Source organism: Flavobacterium akiainvivens (assembly GCF_001278115.1).
Classification (GTDB): Bacteria; Bacteroidota; Bacteroidia; order Flavobacteriales; family Flavobacteriaceae; genus Flavobacterium; species Flavobacterium akiainvivens.
This window is the reverse complement of sequence record NZ_LIYD01000005.1, coordinates 2258541-2279831: the sequence shown is the minus strand read 5'-3', so window position 1 is coordinate 2279831 and position 21291 is coordinate 2258541. Positions and strand designations below refer to the sequence as shown.

Annotated in this window: 21 protein-coding genes; 9 read left to right on the top strand and 12 right to left on the bottom strand. The window is 46.2% G+C overall.

The annotated features are described in order from the left end of the window. Window positions 1–52 precede the first annotated feature (52 nt). Window positions 53–1186, bottom strand: a complete 1134-nt coding sequence (locus tag AM279_RS10195) for an Lnb N-terminal periplasmic domain-containing protein (protein ID WP_054407860.1) — start codon at window positions 1184–1186, stop codon at window positions 53–55. A gap of 12 nt (window positions 1187–1198) precedes the next feature. Beyond that, complete coding sequence (locus AM279_RS10190) at window positions 1199–2272, bottom strand: PorV/PorQ family protein (protein WP_449403931.1); 1074 nt, start codon at window positions 2270–2272, stop codon at window positions 1199–1201. A gap of 102 nt (window positions 2273–2374) precedes the next feature. On the opposite strand from AM279_RS10190, the gene AM279_RS10185 reads away from it, so the two are divergent. The 5 genes from AM279_RS10185 to AM279_RS10165 all read left to right on the top strand — a co-directional run bounded on the left by AM279_RS10185 (window position 2375) and on the right by AM279_RS10165 (window position 6772). Next, window positions 2375–3118 (top strand): CDP-alcohol phosphatidyltransferase family protein, encoded by a 744-nt coding sequence (locus tag AM279_RS10185; RefSeq protein WP_054407859.1) that lies wholly within the window; start codon window positions 2375–2377, stop codon window positions 3116–3118. Then, window positions 3118–4011, top strand: coding sequence for a glycoside hydrolase family 25 protein (locus AM279_RS10180; RefSeq protein ID WP_054407858.1), 894 nt, complete (start codon window positions 3118–3120; stop codon window positions 4009–4011). The genes AM279_RS10185 and AM279_RS10180 overlap by 1 nt, the downstream gene beginning before the upstream one ends. A gap of 3 nt (window positions 4012–4014) precedes the next feature. Then, window positions 4015–5880, top strand: a complete 1866-nt coding sequence (locus AM279_RS10175) for an acyltransferase family protein (RefSeq protein WP_054407857.1) — start codon at window positions 4015–4017, stop codon at window positions 5878–5880. Window positions 5881–5949: 69 nt separating this feature from the next. After that, window positions 5950–6321: a hypothetical protein gene (locus AM279_RS10170; RefSeq protein WP_054407856.1), complete on the top strand. Its 372-nt coding sequence runs from the start codon at window positions 5950–5952 to the stop codon at window positions 6319–6321. A 1-nt stretch (window position 6322) separates the two neighbouring features. Beyond that, the gene (locus tag AM279_RS10165) at window positions 6323–6772 is read left to right on the top strand and encodes a hypothetical protein (RefSeq protein ID WP_054407855.1); all 450 of its coding nucleotides are present in this window, start codon (window positions 6323–6325) and stop codon (window positions 6770–6772) included. A gap of 213 nt (window positions 6773–6985) precedes the next feature. Here AM279_RS10165 and lptB read toward each other — a convergent pair whose 3' ends face one another. From lptB to AM279_RS10140, 5 genes are all read right to left on the bottom strand, one after another. Beyond that, on the bottom strand, window positions 6986–7786 hold the full coding sequence (gene lptB / locus AM279_RS10160) for an LPS export ABC transporter ATP-binding protein (RefSeq protein WP_054407854.1): 801 nt from the start codon (window positions 7784–7786) through the stop codon (window positions 6986–6988). A 120-nt stretch (window positions 7787–7906) separates the two neighbouring features. Beyond that, entirely contained in the window at window positions 7907–8263 is a 357-nt protein-coding gene (locus AM279_RS10155; protein WP_054407853.1) for a carboxymuconolactone decarboxylase family protein, read from the bottom strand. Then, window positions 8256–9080, bottom strand: coding sequence for a twin-arginine translocase subunit TatC (tatC, locus tag AM279_RS10150; RefSeq protein ID WP_173571679.1), 825 nt, complete (start codon window positions 9078–9080; stop codon window positions 8256–8258). The genes AM279_RS10155 and tatC overlap by 8 nt, the downstream gene beginning before the upstream one ends. A 17-nt stretch (window positions 9081–9097) precedes the next feature. Then, complete coding sequence (locus tag AM279_RS10145; protein WP_054407852.1) at window positions 9098–10573, bottom strand: hypothetical protein; 1476 nt, start codon at window positions 10571–10573, stop codon at window positions 9098–9100. Between the two features lie 6 nt (window positions 10574–10579). Beyond that, window positions 10580–11545 (bottom strand): KpsF/GutQ family sugar-phosphate isomerase, encoded by a 966-nt coding sequence (locus tag AM279_RS10140; protein ID WP_054407851.1) that lies wholly within the window; start codon window positions 11543–11545, stop codon window positions 10580–10582. An 89-nt stretch (window positions 11546–11634) separates the two neighbouring features. Between AM279_RS10140 and recQ the strand changes: the two genes are divergently transcribed. After that, on the top strand, window positions 11635–13830 hold the full coding sequence (gene recQ, locus AM279_RS10135) for a DNA helicase RecQ (RefSeq protein WP_054407850.1): 2196 nt from the start codon (window positions 11635–11637) through the stop codon (window positions 13828–13830). 74 nt (window positions 13831–13904) lie between these two features. Then, window positions 13905–14075 carry a hypothetical protein gene (locus AM279_RS20630; RefSeq protein WP_160316441.1) on the top strand — a complete coding sequence of 57 codons (171 nt, stop codon included), beginning with the start codon at window positions 13905–13907 and terminating at the stop codon, window positions 14073–14075. 692 nt (window positions 14076–14767) lie between these two features. On the opposite strand, the gene AM279_RS10130 is transcribed toward AM279_RS20630, so the two are convergent. Then, entirely contained in the window at window positions 14768–16321 is a 1554-nt protein-coding gene (locus AM279_RS10130) for an NAD(P)/FAD-dependent oxidoreductase (RefSeq protein ID WP_054407849.1), read from the bottom strand. Window positions 16322–16831: 510 nt separating this feature from the next. On the opposite strand from AM279_RS10130, the gene AM279_RS10125 reads away from it, so the two are divergent. Then, window positions 16832–17611 (top strand): SDR family NAD(P)-dependent oxidoreductase, encoded by a 780-nt coding sequence (locus AM279_RS10125; RefSeq protein WP_054407848.1) that lies wholly within the window; start codon window positions 16832–16834, stop codon window positions 17609–17611. Between the two features lie 440 nt (window positions 17612–18051). Here the strand turns inward: AM279_RS10125 and AM279_RS10120 are convergent, their stop codons facing one another. After that, window positions 18052–19107, bottom strand: coding sequence for a DUF2891 domain-containing protein (locus AM279_RS10120; RefSeq protein ID WP_054410262.1), 1056 nt, complete (start codon window positions 19105–19107; stop codon window positions 18052–18054). Between the two features lie 90 nt (window positions 19108–19197). Here AM279_RS10120 and AM279_RS10115 point away from each other — a divergent pair, with 90 nt between their 5' ends. Further along, entirely contained in the window at window positions 19198–19437 is a 240-nt protein-coding gene (locus AM279_RS10115) for a hypothetical protein (RefSeq protein ID WP_054407847.1), read from the top strand. 31 nt (window positions 19438–19468) lie between these two features. Here AM279_RS10115 and AM279_RS10110 read toward each other — a convergent pair whose 3' ends face one another. From AM279_RS10110 to AM279_RS10100, 3 genes are all read right to left on the bottom strand, one after another. Next, entirely contained in the window at window positions 19469–19729 is a 261-nt protein-coding gene (locus tag AM279_RS10110; protein WP_054407846.1) for a hypothetical protein, read from the bottom strand. Window positions 19730–19808: 79 nt separating this feature from the next. After that, window positions 19809–20423, bottom strand: coding sequence for a deoxynucleoside kinase (locus AM279_RS10105; protein ID WP_054407845.1), 615 nt, complete (start codon window positions 20421–20423; stop codon window positions 19809–19811). Beyond that, entirely contained in the window at window positions 20424–21176 is a 753-nt protein-coding gene (locus tag AM279_RS10100; RefSeq protein ID WP_143090296.1) for a hypothetical protein, read from the bottom strand. Window positions 21177–21291 lie beyond the last annotated feature (115 nt).

The window sequence follows — 21291 nt, the reverse complement described above, 5'->3', positions numbered from 1 at the left end:
AGTGAGAAGTTTATAAATTGTTGTACAAAAATAGCAAAACCTTTTAAGGCATTTATTTCACGGCTTTGTTTTTATGGTATTTAATGCCCAATACCTCCAGCAGCAGTAAAATTATAAGCGCCATAAGCGGCAACACCGCAATCAGGTGGGGCTTGTTAAGCATCAGCACAAGATACAGCGCTGTGCAGGCCAGGCAAATCCATGCCGTAATTTTAGCGGCTTTAGCATTGCCTGCAAAAATAAACACCAGTACAAGCAATAAGAGCGGGTTTATAAGTAGTGCATTATAGTTTTGGGTAATCTCTTCATGAAAAGAATAAAAGCCAACAAATGTAAAGAAAATGCCTAATAAGCCAAAGATGGCCAGTAGCGAACGCTGCACCAGCTGTTTGCGGCTAAAATACATAAGCACCAGGCAAACGGCAGCATAGGTGTAGTAGTTGTTCCAAACTGATGTTTCAGGCTCTGTAGTGGCTTTAAAAACGGTTACAGGCTGTGGGGCCAGCGCACCCTGTGGTGTGGCGGTATTTGCCACGCCTTCCATAAGATGGGTGGGTAGGAACAGTTTGTACTGCTCCAGGTCAGTCTTGTGGCCAAAGATGAGGCTTATGCCCAGGTTTTCATAAAACTTGTTGTTAAGGCGGCTGTAAATAATCTGGCGGTTGGTGCGGCCGGCATCGCTATTTTTCATAGAAAGCTTTCCGGGTACATACATTTCAAGTATATCGCCCACCATGGTGGTGCAGTTACGGTCGAAAAACTTGTAGGTATAGTATTTTTCGTCAGAAGAAAACCTTTTATACAGCTCGTTAGATATTTGCTGCTTTTGTTCCTGTGTAAGGTTTAGCTTTTGCTCCAGCACATCGCGGTTGTAGTATTGGTAGGTATAAACAAAATCGGCATAGGTACTGGCTGAAACATAATACTGGAGGTCGCCTTTTACAAACTTCAGGTAAAAGTTGCCGGTATCAAAATCAAAGGTGCCAAAGTTATACACCACATCTATACCTAATGACGGCTCGTTTACCCTTATTGCGGTATGCCCAAAAATAGAGTACAGTTCATTGCCGGCACCGCAGGTAAGCAGGCTTATTTGCGCCTGTTGTGTTAGCGCAGGCTGTGCAATGGTTTTAACTGAAAATAAAAGGGTAGCAATCAGGATAGGTAATACCTTCAGGATGCGCATGGCGATTTGTTTTTAGTGCCTAAAGATACTCAAATCTACCTTAAGAGAGAAGATGTTGCTGTATAAAGCCGCACTTTGGTCGCCTATATCGGTCAGGGCATAGTCTACCTGTATGCCACGGTACCTGAAGCCCAGGCCTATGTTGGGCTGAAACGTCATGGTGCGCGAGTTGTCAAGCTGGGTTTCGTTCTGGAAGTTGCCCACACCGGCACGAAGGAATGCCATGTCAAGGTAGCCAAATTCAAAGCCAAGTGCCGGGTCTATGCTTACAAAATCAAGGTTTACAATATCGTTGGTTTTTGCAAACTGCATGTTGAAGTTTAGCGCACCCAGTAGGCTATAATCGCCGTGGAATTCAAACTTTTTGGCTATGCCCAGCTGTGCCTTTGGTATGGTAATCTCGGTAGTTTCGGGCAGTTCCTGGTTTTGCCCCGGTATGGCGCCGCTTATGGCTTCAAAGGCCTCTTCGTCAATAGTCCATACGTTGTAGGTGGTGGTAATATCGCGCAGCATAAGGCCCACTTTCCAGTTGCTCTGGCTTTTGTACTGGAATCCCAAATCAAATCCAAAACCCCATGAGTTGGCAAAATCGCCAATAACGCGGCGGATAACCTTGGCGCTTACACCCCAGTTAAAACCGTCGAGCTTTGCCATGCGGGCATAACTTACGGTAAAACCATAATCAGCAGTAGAAAAAAGGCTTATGCGGTTGTAGTCTATATTGCCTTCGCTGTCAATAAGCTGGGTGGTGTTTAAAATATCGTCTACCCCAAAGCGTATTGCCGAAATGCCCAATGCACTGCGGTCGTCAATATTCATGGCATAGGCGGCATAGTCATACTGTGCAATATTGGCAAAATAACTGGCATGCATCAGCGCAAGCTCGCTGTCTTTAACCTCCATAAGGCCGGCGGGGTTCCAGTAACCGGAGTTAACATCGCCGCTGCTGGCCGTTACCGCGTTGCTCATGCCCAGTGCCGCGGCATCTACGCCAATGCTCATAAACTCGTTAGAGTACTTTCTAACGGCCTGGGCAGTTGCGGCTAACGGCAGGGATAAGGTTATTACAAAAAGTAGTTTTTTCAACACGGGTATTTTGTGCAAATATTGTATAAAATTCTCAATTACTAAACTCTATTTCTAATAACTTATTGTGTTACCTTTGTGCTAATAAACTAATCCTGTAGTATGGCTTTTAAGAAACACGTGCCAAACATTATTACCCTTTTAAATCTTTCATCGGGCCTTATAGCCTTAATCTATGCTTTTAATACCGATTACCGCATGGCGTTTATGTGGGTAGCCATAGGCATATTTTTTGATTTTTGGGACGGATTTGCCGCACGTGTGCTAAAGGCGCAAAGCCCTATTGGCCTACAGCTCGACTCGCTGGCCGATATGGTAACCAGCGGCGTGGTGCCCGGCCTGGTTATGTTTCAGTTTCTTGTAGAGATAGCAAATAACCGCCTGGAAAACGTGGAGATTAACCTGCAGCAGGAAAACTTTTACATAGGCATACTGCCTTATGTGGGCTTTATTATAACACTGGCATCTGCCTACAGGCTGGCGAAATTTAATGTAGATACCCGCCAGACCGATTCTTTCATTGGCCTGCCAACGCCTGCTAACTCATTGTTTATTATGAGCCTTCCGCTAATATCAAGCCACAGCGATGGCGATGGCTTTGTGTTTGAAATGCTGAGCAACCCGTTTGTACTGGCCGGTATATGCCTGTTGAGTGCCTTTTTGCTAAACAGCAATATTCGCCTGTTTTCGCTTAAAATAAAGCACTTTGACTGGGAAACGCACAAAACACAGGTTATCTTCCTTGTGGTTTCTGCCGTGGCGCTGGCGTTGTTGCAATATGCAGCTATACCGCTTATTATACTGTTTTATGTAGTGCTGTCGTTGTTTGTTAAACAACCGGTATAATGGGCCGCCCGGCGCCTAAAAAAACACCAGCCAGAAAACCTGCCGCCCCGCGCAAAGCAGGCACAACGGCACGCAAACCTAAATCTTCCAAAAAAAATAATACAGGAGCGATACTTAAGTACTCGTTCCTGCTTTTGTTTATAGCTGCGCTTGTGGTGGTGGGCTACCGCTACCGCCACGGGTTTTTATACTACCTGGGGTTTAAGACCAATAAGCGCATTGAGGCCCTTACTAAAGATGAACGTAAAATTGCCGACCTGCGCATTTATGAAATAGTAGGCCGCCACAAAGGCAAGGCGTTTGGTATAGATGTGTCGCACTACCAGGGCAAAATAAACTGGGACAGTATAGACCGTGCCAAGGGCGATTTTCCGCTTGATTTTGTGTTTATACGTGCCACACAGGGCAAAGACGGCGCCGATAATGAGTTTGGCCGTAACTGGAGAAAGGCTCTTAAAGGCGGTTTTATCCGAGGGGCATACCATTATTACCGCCCTAATGAAAATTCTATGGAGCAGGCAGAAAACTTTATTAAAACCGTGCGCCTGCGTAAGGGCGACCTGCCGCCGGTTCTTGATATTGAAAAAATACCAAGCCAGCAAAGCATGGACAGCCTGAAGACCGGACTTAAGCGCTGGCTGGGTACAGTGGAACGTTACTATGGCGTAAAGCCCATTATATACAGCGGCAAGAGTTTTCATGCTGACTTTTTGAAGAAGGAGTTTGGCAATTACAAGCTATGGATTGCGCACTATACCCCGCTTGAAATAGACCGCGAGTGGCAGTTTTGGCAATTTACCGACAGGGCTGCCATTAAAGGCATAGAGGGCCTTGTGGATGTAAATATTTTTAACGGCAGTGTTGAAGAGCTTAAAACCCTGCGTATAAAATAGCCTATGGCACAACCCGCAAACTTTAGGTATGATATAAACGGGCTCAGGGCTATTGCTATACTGGGTGTGCTGTTATTTCATTATAAGGTAGCGGGTTTTGAGGGGGGCTTTGCCGGGGTAGATGCCTTTTTTGTTATTTCCGGATACCTTATGAGCCGCACCGTAATGGGGCAAGTGGCTAAGGGTAGTTTCATATTTATAGAGTATTTTACCCGCAGGCTGCAACGCATTGTGCCCGCCCTGTTGTTTATGATAGCTGTGGTGTGCGGTGCGTGTTTTTTCTTTTACTTTCCGAATGATTATAAGGCGGTACTCAATAACGGTTCGGCAAGTGTGCTGTTTATGTCTAATATTTATTATTGGCTAAACGCACCTTCTTACTTTGACCCAAGTACCGATACCAATATGTTTTTGCATACGTGGTCGCTGGCGGCAGAGTGGCAGTTTTATATTGTGTATCCGTTTATGCTGTTGCTGTTTAACCGCCTGTTTAAAAAGGTGGCGGTATACCGCAGCGTGTTTACTGGGCTTACGGTACTGAGTTTTGTCACAGCGCTTGTTGTGTGGCAGTATGACGGCAGCGCGGCGTTTTACCTGCTGCCCACCCGCGCCTGGGAAATGATGGCGGGCGGCCTGGCGTTCTTCGCCGAAGGGCGTATTAAAACCATTTGGGCACAGCGCGGCACAGCCATAACCGGCTACGGCATGGTGCTGGCAGGCTACTTTATTTTTGATGAGCAATTGCCCTGGCCGGGATTTTATACGCTGGTGCCTGTAGTGGGCACGCTGCTTATTATCATAGCCAATTACAATAATTTTTCGGTTATAAAGCTGGGGGTGTTCCAGTTTATTGGCAAAATATCTTATTCGCTGTACCTGTGGCATTGGCCGGTATATGTTATTGCACAATATTATGGACTGGGCACTGGATGGAAGATGGTGTTGGCTTACTGCGCGCTGTCGGGCATTTTGGCTTACCTGTCGTACAGGTATATTGAGAGCATTACGTTTGCTAAAAACCGTCACATTCACTTTGGGGCGGCGGCGTTGTTTGTGGTGTTTTTCTCGCTGGGGTATTTTAATGCCAACAGCGCCCTTTTTGACCCGAAAGCCCTTAAAATGGCAGGCTATCAGCTAAAGCTGAAGCCGTTCCAGAAACAGTTTATGCGGGGTGTTTGCTTTGTGGAAGATGCAAAAATACTAAACAAGGCAACCTGCCTGTGCTTTGATGATACAAAACCCAATATACTTATTATTGGCGACAGCCATGCCGCACAGTTTAGCCAGTCGCTAAGGGAGGGGTTTCCGGGTGTGCATTTTCTTCAGGCTACGGCTCCGGCCACACTGCCCACACTTACAAGCTACTACTCCAAAAAGAACAACGTGCGCCCGCTTATGGATTTTATGTATGATGATTTCATCCCTAAAAACGCGGCTAAAATAGATGGGGTAGTGCTTACTGCCAATTGGGCCGGGCAACGGATTGTGGCTCCTGAAGATATTTTAAAAGGGCTTAATGAGGCGCTGGCTTACTTTAAAAAGCATAACATACCTGTGGTGGTAATTGGGCAAACAGAGCGCTATACGGTGCCTTATCCGGTGGTGCTGGCGCGTAATTACACGGGTGAGGGTGGCGTAATTTTTTACCTTGAGCCTTATACACAGCAAATAGATGCCTTATTGCGCAACAGGTTAAAAGGTAATTATGTTGAGTTGATGCGCAGGCCATACAAACGGATGTCAACCCAGGGTGAGCCCTATATGCGCGACAAAGATCATCTTACAAAATTTGGTGCCGACCAGGCGGTGGAATGGATAAAGCAAGATACCGTTTGGCAGGGGTTTTATAACGCGACAGAAAAGCATTGATTTTTATTCTGCTGCATACAAAACGGCAATAGAAAATCGTTAGCTTTGGTATAAACCAATTATTACTATATGAAAAATTTCCTTATTGTGCTTGCCGGCGTAGTGCTGGTGGGCTGCGGTGGCGCAAAAAAGGCTGCTGCTACTGCGTCTTCTGCTGATTATGGCTATACCGAAAGCAACCCCATTAAAGTGGGCGGTGTTAATGACGGCCCTGCCCAGGAACGCGCTTACCTTAACCGCCTTACCGGCCCTAACGGCGAAAAAGTAACCTACAACCGCAGTGGCAGCTGCTGCCCGTTTGAAACCAAAAATTCTGCATGGGGTGGCATGCTTGATGTTTATGTGGTTGAAATTGAAGGCGACCCCGTAAAGAAAAAACTTTACCTTAATATGTATGATAAAGGCGACCTGTATGCCCCGAAAGGTTTTTTGTTTAAATAATATGAAGCGATTAGTAACCCTGAGTGTGTTTGCCTTGATATCGTGTGGGGAAAACACAAAGCTTGAGGTTGTACGCCAGAATGTGACAAAGCCGGTTGCAGAAACGCCAAAGCCTGATACGGTTTATAATGAAAAGCCCGAACATCATGGCCCGGAATATGACTATATTGATACTTCGAAACCTTTTACTATTAAGGAAGTAAAACCTAATGTAAAAGCCGGTGAGCCATTTAGTACGCTGGATTATGATGGGGTAGTGGCTTTTGACTATGACGGCTCTTACGAAAAAATAGCAGAGGCAAATGTTTCGTCTGATATTATTGGCAGAACAGGCAAGCTTTTTCCTTTCGTTATTGCAAGAAAGGCATTGTCTCAAAATCAGGTGGATGCTATAGTAACCCCTTTTGAGCGACAAACAGATATATTCAGCTTCGGCTGCCGGGTGCTTTGAGCCTCATTTCGGACTTGTTTTTTATAAGGGTAAGAAGGTTGTTTTACACATTAGTATTTGTTTGATGTGTAATAGGGTAAACTCATCTTTACCATTATTAGATGACGAAATTTCATTTAATGATGAGGGCGCGGATAAGATAGCAGCCTTTGTAAAATCACTTGGATTTCGATAAGATAACAGACAAAAACAGCCGCTTTAAGCGGCTGTTTTTTATTCTTCTTTTGCGTCTTCTGCCGTAGTGGCTACAGATACAGGCTCGTCTTTCTTTTTGTGGAAATCAATCTTCTTTTTGCGGAGCTCAAAGTTTTGGCCCAGGTATACCTTGCGCACCATTTCGTCTTCCACAAGTTCTTCGGGCATACCGGCTTTAAGGATACCGCCATCAAACATAAGGTAGGTTTTATCTGTAATGGCAAGGGTTTCCTGCACGTTGTGGTCGGTAATCAAAATGCCTATGTTTTTATCTTTAAGCTGTGCCACAATGCGCTGAATGTCTTCAACCGCCACGGGGTCTACCCCTGCAAAGGGCTCATCCAGCAGGATAAATTTAGGGTCGGTTGCCAGGGCGCGGGCAATCTCGGTACGGCGGCGCTCGCCACCGCTTAGCAGGTCGCCGCGGTTTGTGCGTATGTGCTGCAGGCTAAACTCGTCTATAAGCTCTTCCATTTTGGCTTCCTGGTCTTTTTTAGAAAGCTTGGTAAGCTGTAATACACTCAATATATTATCTTCAATGCTCAGCTTGCGGAACACGCTGGCTTCCTGCGCCAGGTAGCCAATGCCGTGTTGTGCACGCTTGTACATAGGGAAATCAGTAATCTCGGTCTGGTCAAGGTATATCTTGCCGCTGTTGGGTTTTACCAGCCCCACAATCATGTAGAAAGAAGTGGTTTTACCGGCTCCGTTAGGCCCCAGCAGCCCCACAATTTCGCCCTGGTTTACTTCTACCGAAATGCCTTTTACAACAGTACGGCCCTTGTATGTTTTTACTAAGTTGTCTGCCCTTAGCTTCATGTTTTTAATTTTTTAATGTACCAATTCATGAATGTAGCAATGTACTAATTTTTTAATGTATCAATTAATCAATTGCTTAATTGATGCATTAACCCCATTGTTGAATTGCGTATTTAATTGTTACACTGATTCATTATTTTGCTCCAGCGCTTCCCAAAACTCGTAGGCGCGGCGCAGGTGGGGTATAACAATAGTACCGCCCACAAGCGTGGCAATACTCATGGCCTCCATAACCTGTTCCTTGGTTAGGCCTTCTTTGTAGCAGGTTTCAAGGTGGTATTTTACACAATCGTCGCAGCGCAAAACGGCGCTTGCCACAAGGCCCAAAAGCTCTTTTACGGGCACGCTCAGGGCACCTTCCATATAGGCATTGGTATCAAGGTTAAAAATACGCTTAATAACCTTATTGTTGTCTGCCATGAGCTTTTCGTTCATTTTTTGGCGGTAGTCGTTAAACTCCTGTACTAAATCAGCCATTTGCTTCTTCTGTTTTTTGTTTGTTCATACGTGCCGCAATCAATATGCTGGCCTCATACAGTATTACCAGCGGAATGGTAACAATAGTCTGGCTTATAACATCGGGCGGTGTAACCACGGCTGCAATTATAAGCATTAATACGTAGGCATAGCGCCTGTACTTTCGCAAAAATGATGCCGTAACCAGCCCTACCTTTGCCAGGAAGTAAATTATTATGGGCATTTCAAACACGAGGCCACAGGCAATAACGGTGGTTTTTACCATGCTGATGTATGAACCTATGTCGATATTGTTTTCCACCAAATCACTTAAGTGGTAGTTTGCAAGGAAGTTGATGGAAAGCGGCAGGATAAGGTAGTAGCCAAACAACACCCCAAGGAAAAACAGTATGGAGGTGCTGATGATAAACCATACGGCCAGTTTGCGTTCGCGGTCATACAGGGCGGGGCTTATAAACTTCCAAATCTGGTAGAGTATGTATGGAAAAACACCTATAAAGCCGGCTGTTATAGAGGTCCAGATATCAGTATTTATCTGGCCTTCCATATCGCGGTTTATCAGGTCGAACGGAATATCGGTAACGCAAAAGCTTTTGTCGAGGTCGTATTTATTAGCCAGGTCGCAAAAAAAGCGGTAGGTAATAAAGTTGCCGCTTTTAGGTGCAAAAATAATGTGGTCAAAAATAAACCCGCTGAATATAAAGGCCACAATACCGCCTATAAGTATAGCTACGGTACTGCGCACCAGCAGCCAGCGCAGTTCTTCAAGATGGTCCAGGAACGACATTTCGCCGCTTGTTTTTTTATTTTTCGCCATTTATGGTAATTCTCTTTTTATTTAATACGGTCGTATACCCGCTGGGGTATTTTATTCAGGTCTTTGCCCTGGGCCTTCATAAGTTCCAGGTATTTTTTGTAGGCCTCTTTGGCCTGCTTTTTGTAATTGTCGTTTTGGTTCCAGTACACATCGGCCAGGTTGAGCCATGCTACCACCCTGTCTGGGAATTTATAGGTTATCTGCCGCAGCAAATGTAAGGAGGACTCTGATATATTTCTTTCGCTTTGCTTATTTACGGGTTTAATTTCAGATATGTAAAATGCAATATCATTATACATCTGTACGTTATCGGCTGTAATTGGGTTTTCTTCTGTAAGTGTTATTATTTCCATATATCCCGGCGGGGTAATACACGGGTTACTGAAACTGTTTGTCAGGTTTTTGTTTTTCAGGCGGTTGTGCAGGTCTTTCAGGGTAAACCTCCGCCCGTAGCAGCTGTGGCAAAAGCTGTATTCGCCTGTCAGCCTAAACGTTTCAAGCGTATTGATAATGCCTTCATACATGGGGAAGAAATCTTCTTCGAGGGTACAGCCTTTTACATTTTTTGAATACCGGTACTTAAAAGGTACGGCAGTATTGTATTTTTTAGAAATACTGAAATGGTAGGTATAAATGCCGTCTTCAACCTCTTTATTATTCTTAACGGTTACCAGCAGCGTATCTCCGCTAAAGCGGATGTACTCTTTTGCCTTACCGTCTTTAATAAGCATCATAGCATCGGTATTGCCGTAAGTTATTTCTTTTTTAGCCCAGTCGATGTTAAATTTCTCGGGTTCGCCATCGCCCATCAGGTCAAATTCCTTTGCGTATTTAAGGGTAGGGGTAAAGCCTTTTTGCCAGTTGAACGCAGGTAGCAGCGCTTTAGTTTCCTCGTCACTATATTCTTCGCCTTCTTCACCAACCCGGGGCGTATATTTTTCAAAATTCAGGATTTTGTTTTCGGGTCCGTATGTAAAAGTTAAAGCAGGCTTGCCGTCTTTGCGTTCAATGCCTATGAGAGGCCTTGGGTATTGCCAGTTGTTTTGGTAATAATCAGCATCCTCGCCATTATTGGTAACAAAGATGCCTTCGTAGATTACCGTGCTGCCTGAAATATAATACAATTCAAACACTTCGGCATCATCTGCCTCAACATCATCGATTATATACCAGGCCTTTGCCGATTCAGAATAATAAAACAGTAGCTCCCGCTCGGGATTGTCCCTGCCAATGGAAAAGCATTGGCCTGTGGTTTTGCCGTTGTAGGTAAACTGCATAGCAGCAGAACAGATGTACTCGCCACAGTTGTTTTGGTTAATAGCCAGCTGCACACCCAGTGCGCCATGCTGTAGCAGGCAGTATATGTTGTTGTCTTTCTTTTTGTATTGAGCGGTGGGTGTAACCTGCTTAAAGTCGGTAATATCCTGTGCAAACGCAAAAGGCATGGCCAATAGCCAAAGGGTAATGAGCAGCAAGCCTTTTGTTTTAGCCATAGTTTTTTATATCACCCCCTCTTTTAAAATATCGTGAATGTGCAGCACGCCTTTGTACACGCCGCCATCTACCACCATAAGCTGGGTAATGGAGTGGTTTTCCATAGTATTAAAAGCATCTACCACCATATCGTGGCTGGCCACGGTTTTGGGGTTTCGGGTCATAACATCGGCAGCGGTAACCCCGGCAATATTGTCGCGGTCGTTAAGCATACGGCGAATATCACCATCGGTAATAATGCCTACAAGCTTTCCGTTTTCTATAACTGCTGTTACACCCAGTCGTTTGGCTGAAATTTCGTGTATGGCTTCTTTAATAGCGGTAGTAGGTGCCACTTCGGGGCGGTGTGTTTCATCGAGCATATCGCCCACGCGCAGCAGCAGCTTTTTGCCCAATGCGCCACCGGGGTGGTATTTGGCAAAGTCTTCGGCTGTAAAGCCACGCAGCTCCATAAGGCTTATGGCAAGGGCATCGCCCATAACCAGCTGTGCTGTGGTGCTGTTAGTAGGCGCCAGGTTTAGCGGGCAGGCCTCAGCCTCTACATAGGCATGGAGTACGTAATCTGATTCCTGCGCCAAAAACGAGCTTTTATTTGCCGTCATGCCCACCAGCACATTGCCAAAACGCTTAAGCAGCGGGGCAAGCACTTTAATCTCGGGGCTGTTGCCGCTTTTAGAGATGCAGATAACCACATCGCCGGGCTGCACCATGCCCAGGTCGCCATGAATGGCTTCAGCGGCATGAAGGAATTGCGACGGCGTTCCGGTAGAGTTAAGGGTGGCTACAATTTTGGCAGCAATAAGCGCGCTTTTGCCTATGCCGGTTACAATAACACGGGCATTGGTGTTAAAAACAAGCTGTGCAATTGCAACAAAATCGTTGTCAATATATTGTGCCAGTGCGGCAATACTGTCACTTTCAGACTGTATGGTTTTTCTGGCAGAAGCCAGTATCTGTTCAGTATCAATCAACTTTGAGAAATGTTTAAAAAGTTGCGAATGTAAAAGATTTTTGTATCTTTATGTTCTGCAAATTTATGTAATTACACTTAATTGAGATAATGAAAGCGACCGAAATTGACTTACATAAAGAGTTAAAGAAATATTTTGGTTTTAACAATTTCAAAGGCCTTCAGGAAGATGTTGTGCGCAGCATTATATCCGGCCAGAATACATTTGTTATTATGCCTACCGGCGGGGGCAAATCACTATGCTATCAGCTGCCTGCCCTTGTACTGCCCGGCACTGCCATTGTGGTTTCGCCGCTTATAGCCCTGATGAAAAACCAGGTTGATGCCATACGCAGCCTTTCATCTGAAACCGGTATTGCCCACGTGCTTAACTCATCGCTCACCAAGACCGAAATTGCCCAGGTTAAAAAAGATATTACCGATGGCGTAACCAAGCTGCTGTATGTAGCGCCGGAATCGCTTACAAAGGAAGAATATACCCAGTTCCTGAACACCGTGCCCATTAGCTTTGTGGCTATAGACGAGGCGCACTGTATCTCTGAATGGGGGCATGATTTCCGCCCGGAATACCGCAACCTGCGCAACATTATAAGCCAGCTGGGCGATGTGCCAATTATAGGCCTTACCGCTACAGCCACGCCCAAGGTGCAGGAAGACATCCTTAAAAACCTTGATATGCCCGATGCCAATACGTTTAAGGCATCGTTTAACCGTCCCAACCTGTATTATGAAATACGCCCCAAGCAAAAAACGGTGGAAAGCGATATTATCCGCTTTATCCGCCAGCACAAGGGCAAGAGCGGGGTTATATACTGCCTGAGCCGTAAAAAGGTGGAGGAAATTGCACAGGTATTACAAGTAAACGGCATTAGCGCCGTGCCCTACCATGCGGGGCTCGATGCAAAAACACGCGCCAAGCACCAGGATATGTTCCTTATGGAAGATGTAGATGTGGTAGTGGCTACCATTGCCTTTGGTATGGGTATAGACAAGCCGGACGTTAGGTTTGTAATTCACCACGATATTCCTAAATCTTTAGAAAGCTACTACCAGGAAACAGGCCGCGCAGGCCGCGACGGGGGCGAAGGCCACTGCCTTGCCTACTACAGCTACAAGGATATTGAAAAGCTTGAGAAGTTTATGAGTGGCAAGCCCGTAGCCGAACAGGAAATAGGCTTTGCGCTATTGCAGGAGGTTGTGGCCTATGCCGAAACCAGTATGAGCCGCCGTAAATTTTTACTGCACTATTTTGGTGAGGAGTTTGACGAGGAAACGGGCGAAGGCGCCGATATGGACGACAACGTGCGCAACCCGAAAAAGAAAACCGAAGCCAAAGAGCAGGTGGTTACCGTGCTTGAGGTGGTGCGCGACACCAAGCAACTATACAAATCTAAAGAGATTATATTTACCCTTACCGGGAAGATAAATGCCGTTATAAAAGCCCACAGGACCGATGCCCAGCCGTTTTTTGGCACGGGTAAGGATTTTGACGAAAAGCACTGGATGGCGCTCATACGCCAGGTGCTGGTAGAGGGCTACCTGGATAAGGATATTGAAACCTACGGTATACTGAAGCTTACGCCAAAAGGAGAGGAGTTTATAAAGAACCCGGTTAGCTTCCTGATGACGGAAGACCATAACTATGAGGAAACCGACGATGAAAACACGGTTACGGCCGCAAAATCATCGGGTGTGAGCGATGAGGTGCTTGCCGGTATGCTGAAAGACCTGCGTAAAAAGGTGGCCAAAAAGCTGGGGGTTCCGCCGTTTGTGGTGTTCCAGGACCCGTCTTTGGAAGATATGGCCCTTAAATATCCTATTAATATTGAGGAACTGAGCAGCGTGCACGGTGTGGGCGAAGGCAAGGCCAAAAAATACGGTAAGGACTTTGTAGACCTTATTGCCCGCTATGTTACCGATAATGACATTACCCGCCCTGACGACCTTGTGGTAAAAACCACCGGGGCAAACTCAAGCCTTAAGCTGTACATCATTCAGAATATTGACCGTAAGCTGTCGCTGCACGATATTGCCAAAGCTAAAGGCCTTGATTTTGATGCCCTGCTTAAGGAAATGGAGCAGATTGTATACAGCGGTACCAAGCTTAACATTAAGTACTGGGTAGACGATATACTGGACGACGACCAGCAGGAGGAAATTCACGACTACTACATGGATAGTGAAAGCGACAGTATTAAAGACGCCCTTAAGGAGTTTGACGGCGATTATGATACTGAAGAGCTGAGGCTGATGCGCATTAAGTTTATAAGCGAAGTGGCGAATTAAGTGGTCAGAGAGCAGGTGGCAGATAGCAGATAGCAGATAGCAGGTGGCGGGTGAAGTTTTAAAATGGGAGGAATATGAAAATTATAATACGGTTGTTTGCGCTGGTATTGTTTTCATACTATGCGCTTAACGATAAAAATACCTGGCTGGTGGTGGTATCATACATTATGATAGTGCTTAACGCCGTGGTGCTGGTTCTTGATATAAAGAAACAGATTGCAAAGAATAAAGAGAAACAGCCTTAGGGCTGTTTTTTTGTGGGGTTTGGTTTGGTTTTTGGCGTTTGTGAGAGATACACTTTAACCACCCCGCCGCGGGACTATCGTGTGGACACATCTTTTACAATTTTAAACAAAAAAGATAAGTTATACCGCAGAGGTTATCAGAGTGAGCCCGGAGATACACAAAGTTTTTCAAAAAGAGCTTTTTTAAGACAGCGCTTTCAGCGCAAGGCCACAGAGCTGTGCTGCTTTGTCCGCATCGCTCTGTGCTCTCACACCAAAGGTGTAGACCTCTAATTCTCAGTGAATCTTTGGGCTCACTCTGAGAACCTCTGTGGTACAGCCTCACTATTTGTATCCACATGATAGTCCGCGGGAGGGGAATGCTTACTTTGCTGTATATTTAAAGATTTCTCAACTCCGCTGCGTTTCGTTCGGAATGGAAAACACTCTGTCTAAAAATCTAAGAGATTTCTCAACTCCGCTGCGCTTCGTTCGAAATGGAAGAACATCCTGTAGAAAAATCTAACAATCCAATTAGAGATTCCTCAGCTCCGCTGCGCTTCGTTCGGAATGACAGAACCCCTGCGCTTCGTTCGGAATGAGAAACTTCGTTCGACACGAGGCTTTAGCCGAATTGGCAAAGCAAATGACAAACAGCATCGGAAAATGCCCTGTCGAAAATCGAATAGTCTAAAAATCCAACAATCGAAAATCTAAACACACTTCAACGCGCATTTCTCGCCGTCTATGGCGGCAGAAATAATGCCCCCGGCATAACCGGCACCTTCCCCGCAAGGGTAAAGGCCCTTAATGTGGGTGTGTTCAAGTGTTTCCGGGTCGCGCGGTATACGTACGGGCGATGAGGTGCGCGATTCCGGCGCGTGCAGTATGGCATCGTTAGTAAGGTAGCCGCGCATGGATTTGCCAAACTCCTTAAAGCCTTCGCGCAGGGTTTGCGTTAGGAACCCGGGGAATACCTGCCCCAATTCTACCGAAGTGGTGCCAGGCACGTAAGATGTTTTAGGTATATCGGCCGACAGTTTACTTTGGGTAAAATCAACCATGCGCTGTGCGGGTACACGCTGGGTTTCGCCTGCCAGGAGCCATGCTTTCTGCTCTATTGCCTTTTGGAATTCCATCCCCGCCAGGGCGCCAAATTTGGCAAAGGGCTTAAAGTCTTCCAGCTTCAGCTCTACCACAATACCGCTGTTTGCGGTTTCCTGGTCGCGCTTGCTGGGGCTCCACCCGTTGGTAACCACCTCGCCGGGGCTGGTGGCACACGGGGCTATAACGCCGCCGGGGCACATACAAAACGAATACATGCCACGGCCCGCCACCTGCTTTACAATGGCATAAGGTGCAGGGGGAAGGAACTCGCTACGGCCGGTGTTAAAGTCGCAGCTGTACTGTATACTGTCAATAAGCGTTTGCGGATGCTCTGCACGAACGCCCAGGGCAAACGGTTTGGCTTCTATAAAAATCTTTTTGCGGTCGAGCAATTCAAATATATCGCGGGCCGAGTGGCCGGTAGCCAGGATGATTTTATCGGCTTTTATAATGTCGCCGTTTTGGGTCTGCACCCCTTCCACGGCATTGGCTTTCACTAAAATATCGGTTACACGGGTATCAAATTTTACCACCCCGCCATATTCGATTATCTTCTCACGCATGGCCTTAATAATCTTGGGCAGCTTGTTGGTGCCAATGTGCGGGTGGGCTTCGATTAATATCTCCTCGCTGGCGCCAAAGGCCACAAACAGGCGCAGTATGCGGTCTACATCGCCGCGTTTCTTGCTGCGGGTGTACAGCTTACCGTCGCTATAGGTACCGGCACCGCCTTCGCCATAGCAGTAGTTAGAGTCTTCGCCCACAACGTGGTCGCGGTTAATGGCCTTGAGGTCGCGGCGGCGTTCCTGCACGTCTTTACCGCGTTCCAGTACTATCGGGCGCAGGCCCAGCTCTATAAGCTGTAGTGCGCCAAACAGCCCCGCTGGCCCGGCACCTATGATTATAACCTCCTTAGCGTTGGTTACATCCTTGTATTCCGGCAGGGGTATAGGGTTCTCCACATACTCCTCATTATGGTATACCGCCACCTTAAGGTTTATTTTAATGGCACGCTGGCGCGCATCTATACTGCGTTTCAGTATGGTAATGTGCTTTATTTCAGCCGGGCTTATGTGCATTAATTTGGCCACGTGGGCGGTTAGCAGCGGCATTTGCGCGGCTACTTCTGGGGCTACCTGTAATTGGAGTTCTCTTGGCATGGGGCAAAATTAGTGTTTTTAGTTGAGAGTTGCGAGTTGCGGGTTGTTGGCGTTGTTATTCCCCTCCCTCGGAGGGGTGCCCGTAGGGCGGGGTGGGCAGTTTAGTTTAATAACTTCAAAACCCACCCCGGCTTCGCCACCCCTCCGAGGGAGGGGAATGCCACTCATACCCTAAAGAAAAACTGAAAAGGGTGGATAGCCCCCGGAGATTGAGTGGGGGTGTCGTTTCCCATGTTACACCACCCCGGATTTCATCCGGGGCTAATATACGCGACCCCTTCAGGGTCGGTGGGACGTTTTGCCTAAAGCGCTTTCTTTCTACAAAATCCGTGTAAATCCGCCCAATCCGTCCCGATAGCTATCGGGATCTGCGCTCCGTTTCTGAAAACTGTGACTGCGACTGTGAACTTGTATAACCATTGCTGTTAAATGAAGCACAAAAGCCTTCTTTTCATGGTTTTATAGGGGTAACTTTATAAGACACAAATAAATTATAAACCATACAGACAAATGAAAAACCGATTTGAAGGCAAAGTTGCCATTGTTACCGGTGGGGCTTCCGGCATTGGGAAAGCTACTGTGAAGATTTTTATTGAAGAAGGCGCTAAAGTTACCGTGGCCGATATGGACGAGGCGGGGCTTAAAGCCATGAAAGACCAGTATGGCGATGCCGTGCTGACCATAAAGGTTGACGTTAGCAGCGAGGAAGACGTTAAAAAGATGGTGGAAGACACCGTTACGGCCTTTGGGAGGCTTGATATACTGCACAATAACGCGGGGATAGGCGGCTTTGCGCTGATACCCGATATGAAGCTGGAAGACTGGCGCAAGGTGTTTGCCATTGATGCCGACGGGGTATTTTTGGGCTGCAAGTATGCCATACCCGTTATGAAAAAGCAGGGCGGGGGCAGCATAGTAAACACGGCCTCTATAAGCGGGCTGGGCGCCGACTATGCCATGGCGAGCTACAATGCGGCCAAGGCGGCGGTTATTAACCTGACGCGCATTGTGGCGAATGACCACGGGCCGGATAAGATTCGCTGTAATGCGGTGTGCCCAGGCCCTATTGAAACCCCACTGCTTAAAGCCGCACTGACCGATGATATACTACAGGCCTACCACGATGCCATACCGGCAGGGCGTGTGGGCAAGCCGGAGGAGATTGCTACTGTAGTGGCGTTTTTAGCATCGGACGAGTCGAGCTATGTAAACGGTACTACCATTGTTGCCGACGGCGGGCTTATGGCCAAGACCGGCCAGCCGCCTATTGCGAAGAAGCTGATGAGCTAAAGTCGTTATTTAGTCGAAGGTCGAAAGTCTTAAAGTCGAAAGGGTGGTAATTGCTACAAGGCTTTATGACTTTCGACCTTTGACTAAATGACTTTTGACTAAAATTCACGATATATCGTGAATTTTTTTTTCAGGGGCAGGCGGAATAATTTTAGGGATGGAAATTTATTGCCGTAAAAAAGTAACCCCGAAAAATTGCTTTCGGGGTTAGTTTATGAAGTTTGATTTTCTCTATTTACGATCAAAATTCACGATATATCGTGAATTTTTTTTCAGGCAATAAATCAAAATATTTTCTTGTCCGGATTTTGGCTTCCCTTATTCCATAAATTCAACTTGATGGTTTTTATCCGGTCCAAAACCTGAAACTTTAAACCTGAAACGTGAAACGCTTTAGCCAATTTCGAAATCTAAAAGTGAAAAATTAAGCGTTTTTTAGCCTATTCTGAAGCTTCGTCAAAGGCATAAAGTGCAAATGATGCCAGCCAGTGTTCGCCCATGTAATCTCCGTCGGTTATAGCGCCAAGAGAGTATTGCAAGTGCTTGTTGGCCAATGGTTTTAAGTGGCCTAACTGCCTGGGAAACTGCTTAACCAGGCGGTACAGGTTCCAGGCGCGGCTAAAGTTAAGCCCGTCGAGGTGCACCAGGTAGCCATCGGTACGGTCTGATACCTTGCCGGGTTCCCAGTTGTATTTCTTATCAAACAGCCTGGGTGCGAAGCTTTTAAGCCATGTAAGAAACTCGTTTTCAGGCATAATGCGCTGCATGAGGCCTATTTCTTCCATGCATGGAGAAAGGAAATCGGTACCCGATGGCTCCCAGTCAAACGGGCAGTCACGGTCGGCCTTAAACAGGCGTAACGCATTGGTTTTTATACTGTTTTGTAGTGCTATGTTGTTGGAATACAGGGCGTAATCCCACGCAAAGGATAGCCCGAAGGCAGTATTGGCATGGGTGCCCACCCTAAGCGCATAGTTAAGCTTGGGCAGGAACTCTATATAACGCTCAATCAGCAGGTTAGTGAGTGGTTTTAGGTTGGTAGCCAGGTCTTTAGCCCAGGGTTCGGTACCGGTTTCCAGTTCTAACTGCAATTTAAGGAGCCACGTCCAGCCGTAGGTGCGCTCGTACGATTTCTCGTGGGGCTTGTTGAGGTAAGCTATTTCCTGCGCTATGTTGGCTTGTGACAGGTTGATTTTCAGTTTGTTGATGATTTCATTGCGGTTTTCGAGCTTGGGAAAATGCTTTAGTAAATATACCAGGCTCCAGTGCCCGTGGACGGACGAATGCCAGTCGAAACAGCCGTAAAACGCAGGATGTAAGGTTTTTGGCGATGCGATTTCGGTAGAGTCGGCCAGCATTTGCCCGGTTTTATTGGGGTATTCCTGTTGCAGGCATTTCAGCGGAAGCGTAGATAGGCGGTTGGCCTGCTCTAAGTTTAGTTGCTGACTGAAAGTGGTTGAAAATGAAAGTAATGCGATGTAAACGAGGTGTTTCATTGGGCTAAGATTAAAGCCAAATGTAAGGAATTTAGGGGTATTATAAAACTTTGTACCTTTGCTACTTAGCAACTTTGTCACTCAAAAAACATGCGCCAAATAAAACTGATATGGGATTTTAGGGGCCCGGCTGCGGCCAAAACCGCTGAGCATCATGTAGTTCACCTTAAGGAATTTATTGCAATGGAAAAACTACCGCTCAATACTACGGGCTTTGAGGCAGTTACAGATATGCACAGCATTGCCTGGATGGTGGTAACCGATGATTTTATGATACCCGTGCGCGATGCGCTCAAGCCCCACCGCGGTGAATTGTATACTGCTGAATAACAGCAAAAGCCCCTGTTTACGGGGCTTTTCACTATTCTTCTTTCTTTTTTTCCTGCTTAAGCCGCTTGGCGTTTTGTTCCTGGCTTTCAACATTTACATCTCCACCGGTAATGGTGCTTTTTGTAGTATCTGTCTCGGTGGTGTGGGTAACCTTAGTTTCAGTACGCACACGGTTGTCTATAGTGTCTACCGTTGTTTTTTCTTCGGTTGTAACCGTTGTGGTATTAGGATCTTTGTCTTTACACGATGCAAATGCTGCGGTTATTGCAAAAATTATCAGTAACTTTTTCATGGTATTGCAGTTTAAAAGTTGTTAATACTTAAAGTTACTGCATTGATACTGAAAGGTTTTTAAAATAATCCTAAACTTATTAAAACAGGCCGTTAAGTTCGGCGTTTATTTTGTTTATGATGTCGCCCAGGTCTTCGGGGTTGTCTACAAAATTGTTGTTATCTACATCAATAATAAGCAGTTTACCCTTATCATACCCCTGAATCCAAGCCTCATAGCGTTCGTTAAGGCGGCTCAGGTATTCAATAGATATTGAGTTTTCGTAGTCGCGGCCGCGTTTGTGTATGTGTTTCACCAGGTTAGGTATGCTGCTGCGCAGGTAAATAAGCAAATCAGGTGCACCAACAAAACGCTCCATAAGGTCAAAAAGCGCGGTATAGTTGTTAAAGTCGCGGTTGGTCATAAGGCCCATGGCGTGCAGGTTTGGTGCAAAAATATGGCTGTCCTCATAAATTGTGCGATCCTGTATTATGTTCTTGCCACTTTCGCGAAATTGCAGTACCTGGCTAAACCTGCTGTTAAGAAAGTAGATTTGCAGGTTAAAGCTCCAGCGCTCCATCTGGTGGTAAAAATCGTCAAGATAGGGGTTGTCTACCACATCTTCATAATGGGGTTCCCATTTAAAATGTTTGGCCAAAAGTGCTGTAAGCGTGGTCTTTCCGGCACCTATGTTTCCTGCAACGGCAATATGCATTTATGGTAATTTTATTTTGTACTGTATTATCTGGTCGTTGGTAAAAATAGACAAAATTTGGTCTTTATAGTAAAACGAGCCAAACGTTTTTTCAACCACGGCCACCTTTTTAAGGCTTTGCTGCGGCAGGTTGTACTCAAAAAGGCCTTCGGCGGTGCTTATCAAAATGTTAGCAGAATCCAGCAATTGCGCGGCTTTAAACTCCGGCACGGTGCCCAGTGGCGTTACGTTGCCAAACAGGTTTACGGCATAGCAGGTACCGGTATTGTCTATCCAGTAAAAGTAGTTGTAGTCGCTCTGGTAAAATTTCAGGCCGTCTTTAAATGGCGGCGTTACAGTGCGAAAGGTATTCTTTGCTGTATCATACAGGCCAATTTGCTGGGTAGTAACATCATACAGCCACAGGCGGTTTTGGCTGGCGAGCCCTGTAGCCTCCACTATTAATTCAGGCTGGTTGTTGGGCAGGTTACTAAAGTTAATGTTCAGGGTTTCGTTAAGCTGGTTATCAAGCAATACCACGGTATTAAACTTCCTGTAAAAGAGCACAATCTGCAGTGGGTTTTGCAGGTCGGCCCGATAAATATCGCCCAGCGCCACGTTTTTATACTTCAGTACCCTACCGTCTTTCTGCTTGCGGAACTCATTATTGGCAATGGTATACTGCCACCCAAAAGCATCGGTACCCACAAAGGTTTCGGTAGCGGGCTTGGGGTTTGCCATGAGCCTTACCGGTACGGCAAGTTCTTGTGCCATAGCAGGTAAGGTTGTTAAAAGCAGTAGTAGCAGAAACTTTTTCATACAAGGTGTAAAAGTAGCAATTTATGGCACGGGTACGCCCGTTGAGGGACAAAAATGGGGGGTTCGCCTA

Coding starts and splice junctions, on each gene's coding strand:
- AM279_RS10115 (WP_054407847.1), top strand. CDS start 19,198: ATGCGCCAAATAAAACTGATATGGGATTTTAGGGGCCCGGCTGCGGCC.
- AM279_RS10120 (WP_054410262.1), bottom strand. CDS start 19,107: ATGAAACACCTCGTTTACATCGCATTACTTTCATTTTCAACCACTTTC.
- AM279_RS10105 (WP_054407845.1), bottom strand. CDS start 20,423: ATGCATATTGCCGTTGCAGGAAACATAGGTGCCGGAAAGACCACGCTT.
- recQ (WP_054407850.1), top strand. CDS start 11,635: ATGAAAGCGACCGAAATTGACTTACATAAAGAGTTAAAGAAATATTTT.
- AM279_RS10165 (WP_054407855.1), top strand. CDS start 6,323: ATGAAGCGATTAGTAACCCTGAGTGTGTTTGCCTTGATATCGTGTGGG.
- tatC (WP_173571679.1), bottom strand. CDS start 9,080: ATGGCGAAAAATAAAAAAACAAGCGGCGAAATGTCGTTCCTGGACCAT.
- AM279_RS10145 (WP_054407852.1), bottom strand. CDS start 10,573: ATGGCTAAAACAAAAGGCTTGCTGCTCATTACCCTTTGGCTATTGGCC.
- AM279_RS10100 (WP_143090296.1), bottom strand. CDS start 21,176: ATGGCACAAGAACTTGCCGTACCGGTAAGGCTCATGGCAAACCCCAAG.
- AM279_RS10195 (WP_054407860.1), bottom strand. CDS start 1,186: ATGCGCATCCTGAAGGTATTACCTATCCTGATTGCTACCCTTTTATTT.
- AM279_RS10175 (WP_054407857.1), top strand. CDS start 4,015: ATGGCACAACCCGCAAACTTTAGGTATGATATAAACGGGCTCAGGGCT.
- AM279_RS10110 (WP_054407846.1), bottom strand. CDS start 19,729: ATGAAAAAGTTACTGATAATTTTTGCAATAACCGCAGCATTTGCATCG.
- AM279_RS10130 (WP_054407849.1), bottom strand. CDS start 16,321: ATGCCAAGAGAACTCCAATTACAGGTAGCCCCAGAAGTAGCCGCGCAA.
- AM279_RS10185 (WP_054407859.1), top strand. CDS start 2,375: ATGGCTTTTAAGAAACACGTGCCAAACATTATTACCCTTTTAAATCTT.
- AM279_RS10125 (WP_054407848.1), top strand. CDS start 16,832: ATGAAAAACCGATTTGAAGGCAAAGTTGCCATTGTTACCGGTGGGGCT.
- lptB (WP_054407854.1), bottom strand. CDS start 7,786: ATGAAGCTAAGGGCAGACAACTTAGTAAAAACATACAAGGGCCGTACT.
- AM279_RS10180 (WP_054407858.1), top strand. CDS start 3,118: ATGGGCCGCCCGGCGCCTAAAAAAACACCAGCCAGAAAACCTGCCGCC.
- AM279_RS20630 (WP_160316441.1), top strand. CDS start 13,905: ATGAAAATTATAATACGGTTGTTTGCGCTGGTATTGTTTTCATACTAT.
- AM279_RS10170 (WP_054407856.1), top strand. CDS start 5,950: ATGAAAAATTTCCTTATTGTGCTTGCCGGCGTAGTGCTGGTGGGCTGC.
- AM279_RS10155 (WP_054407853.1), bottom strand. CDS start 8,263: ATGGCTGATTTAGTACAGGAGTTTAACGACTACCGCCAAAAAATGAAC.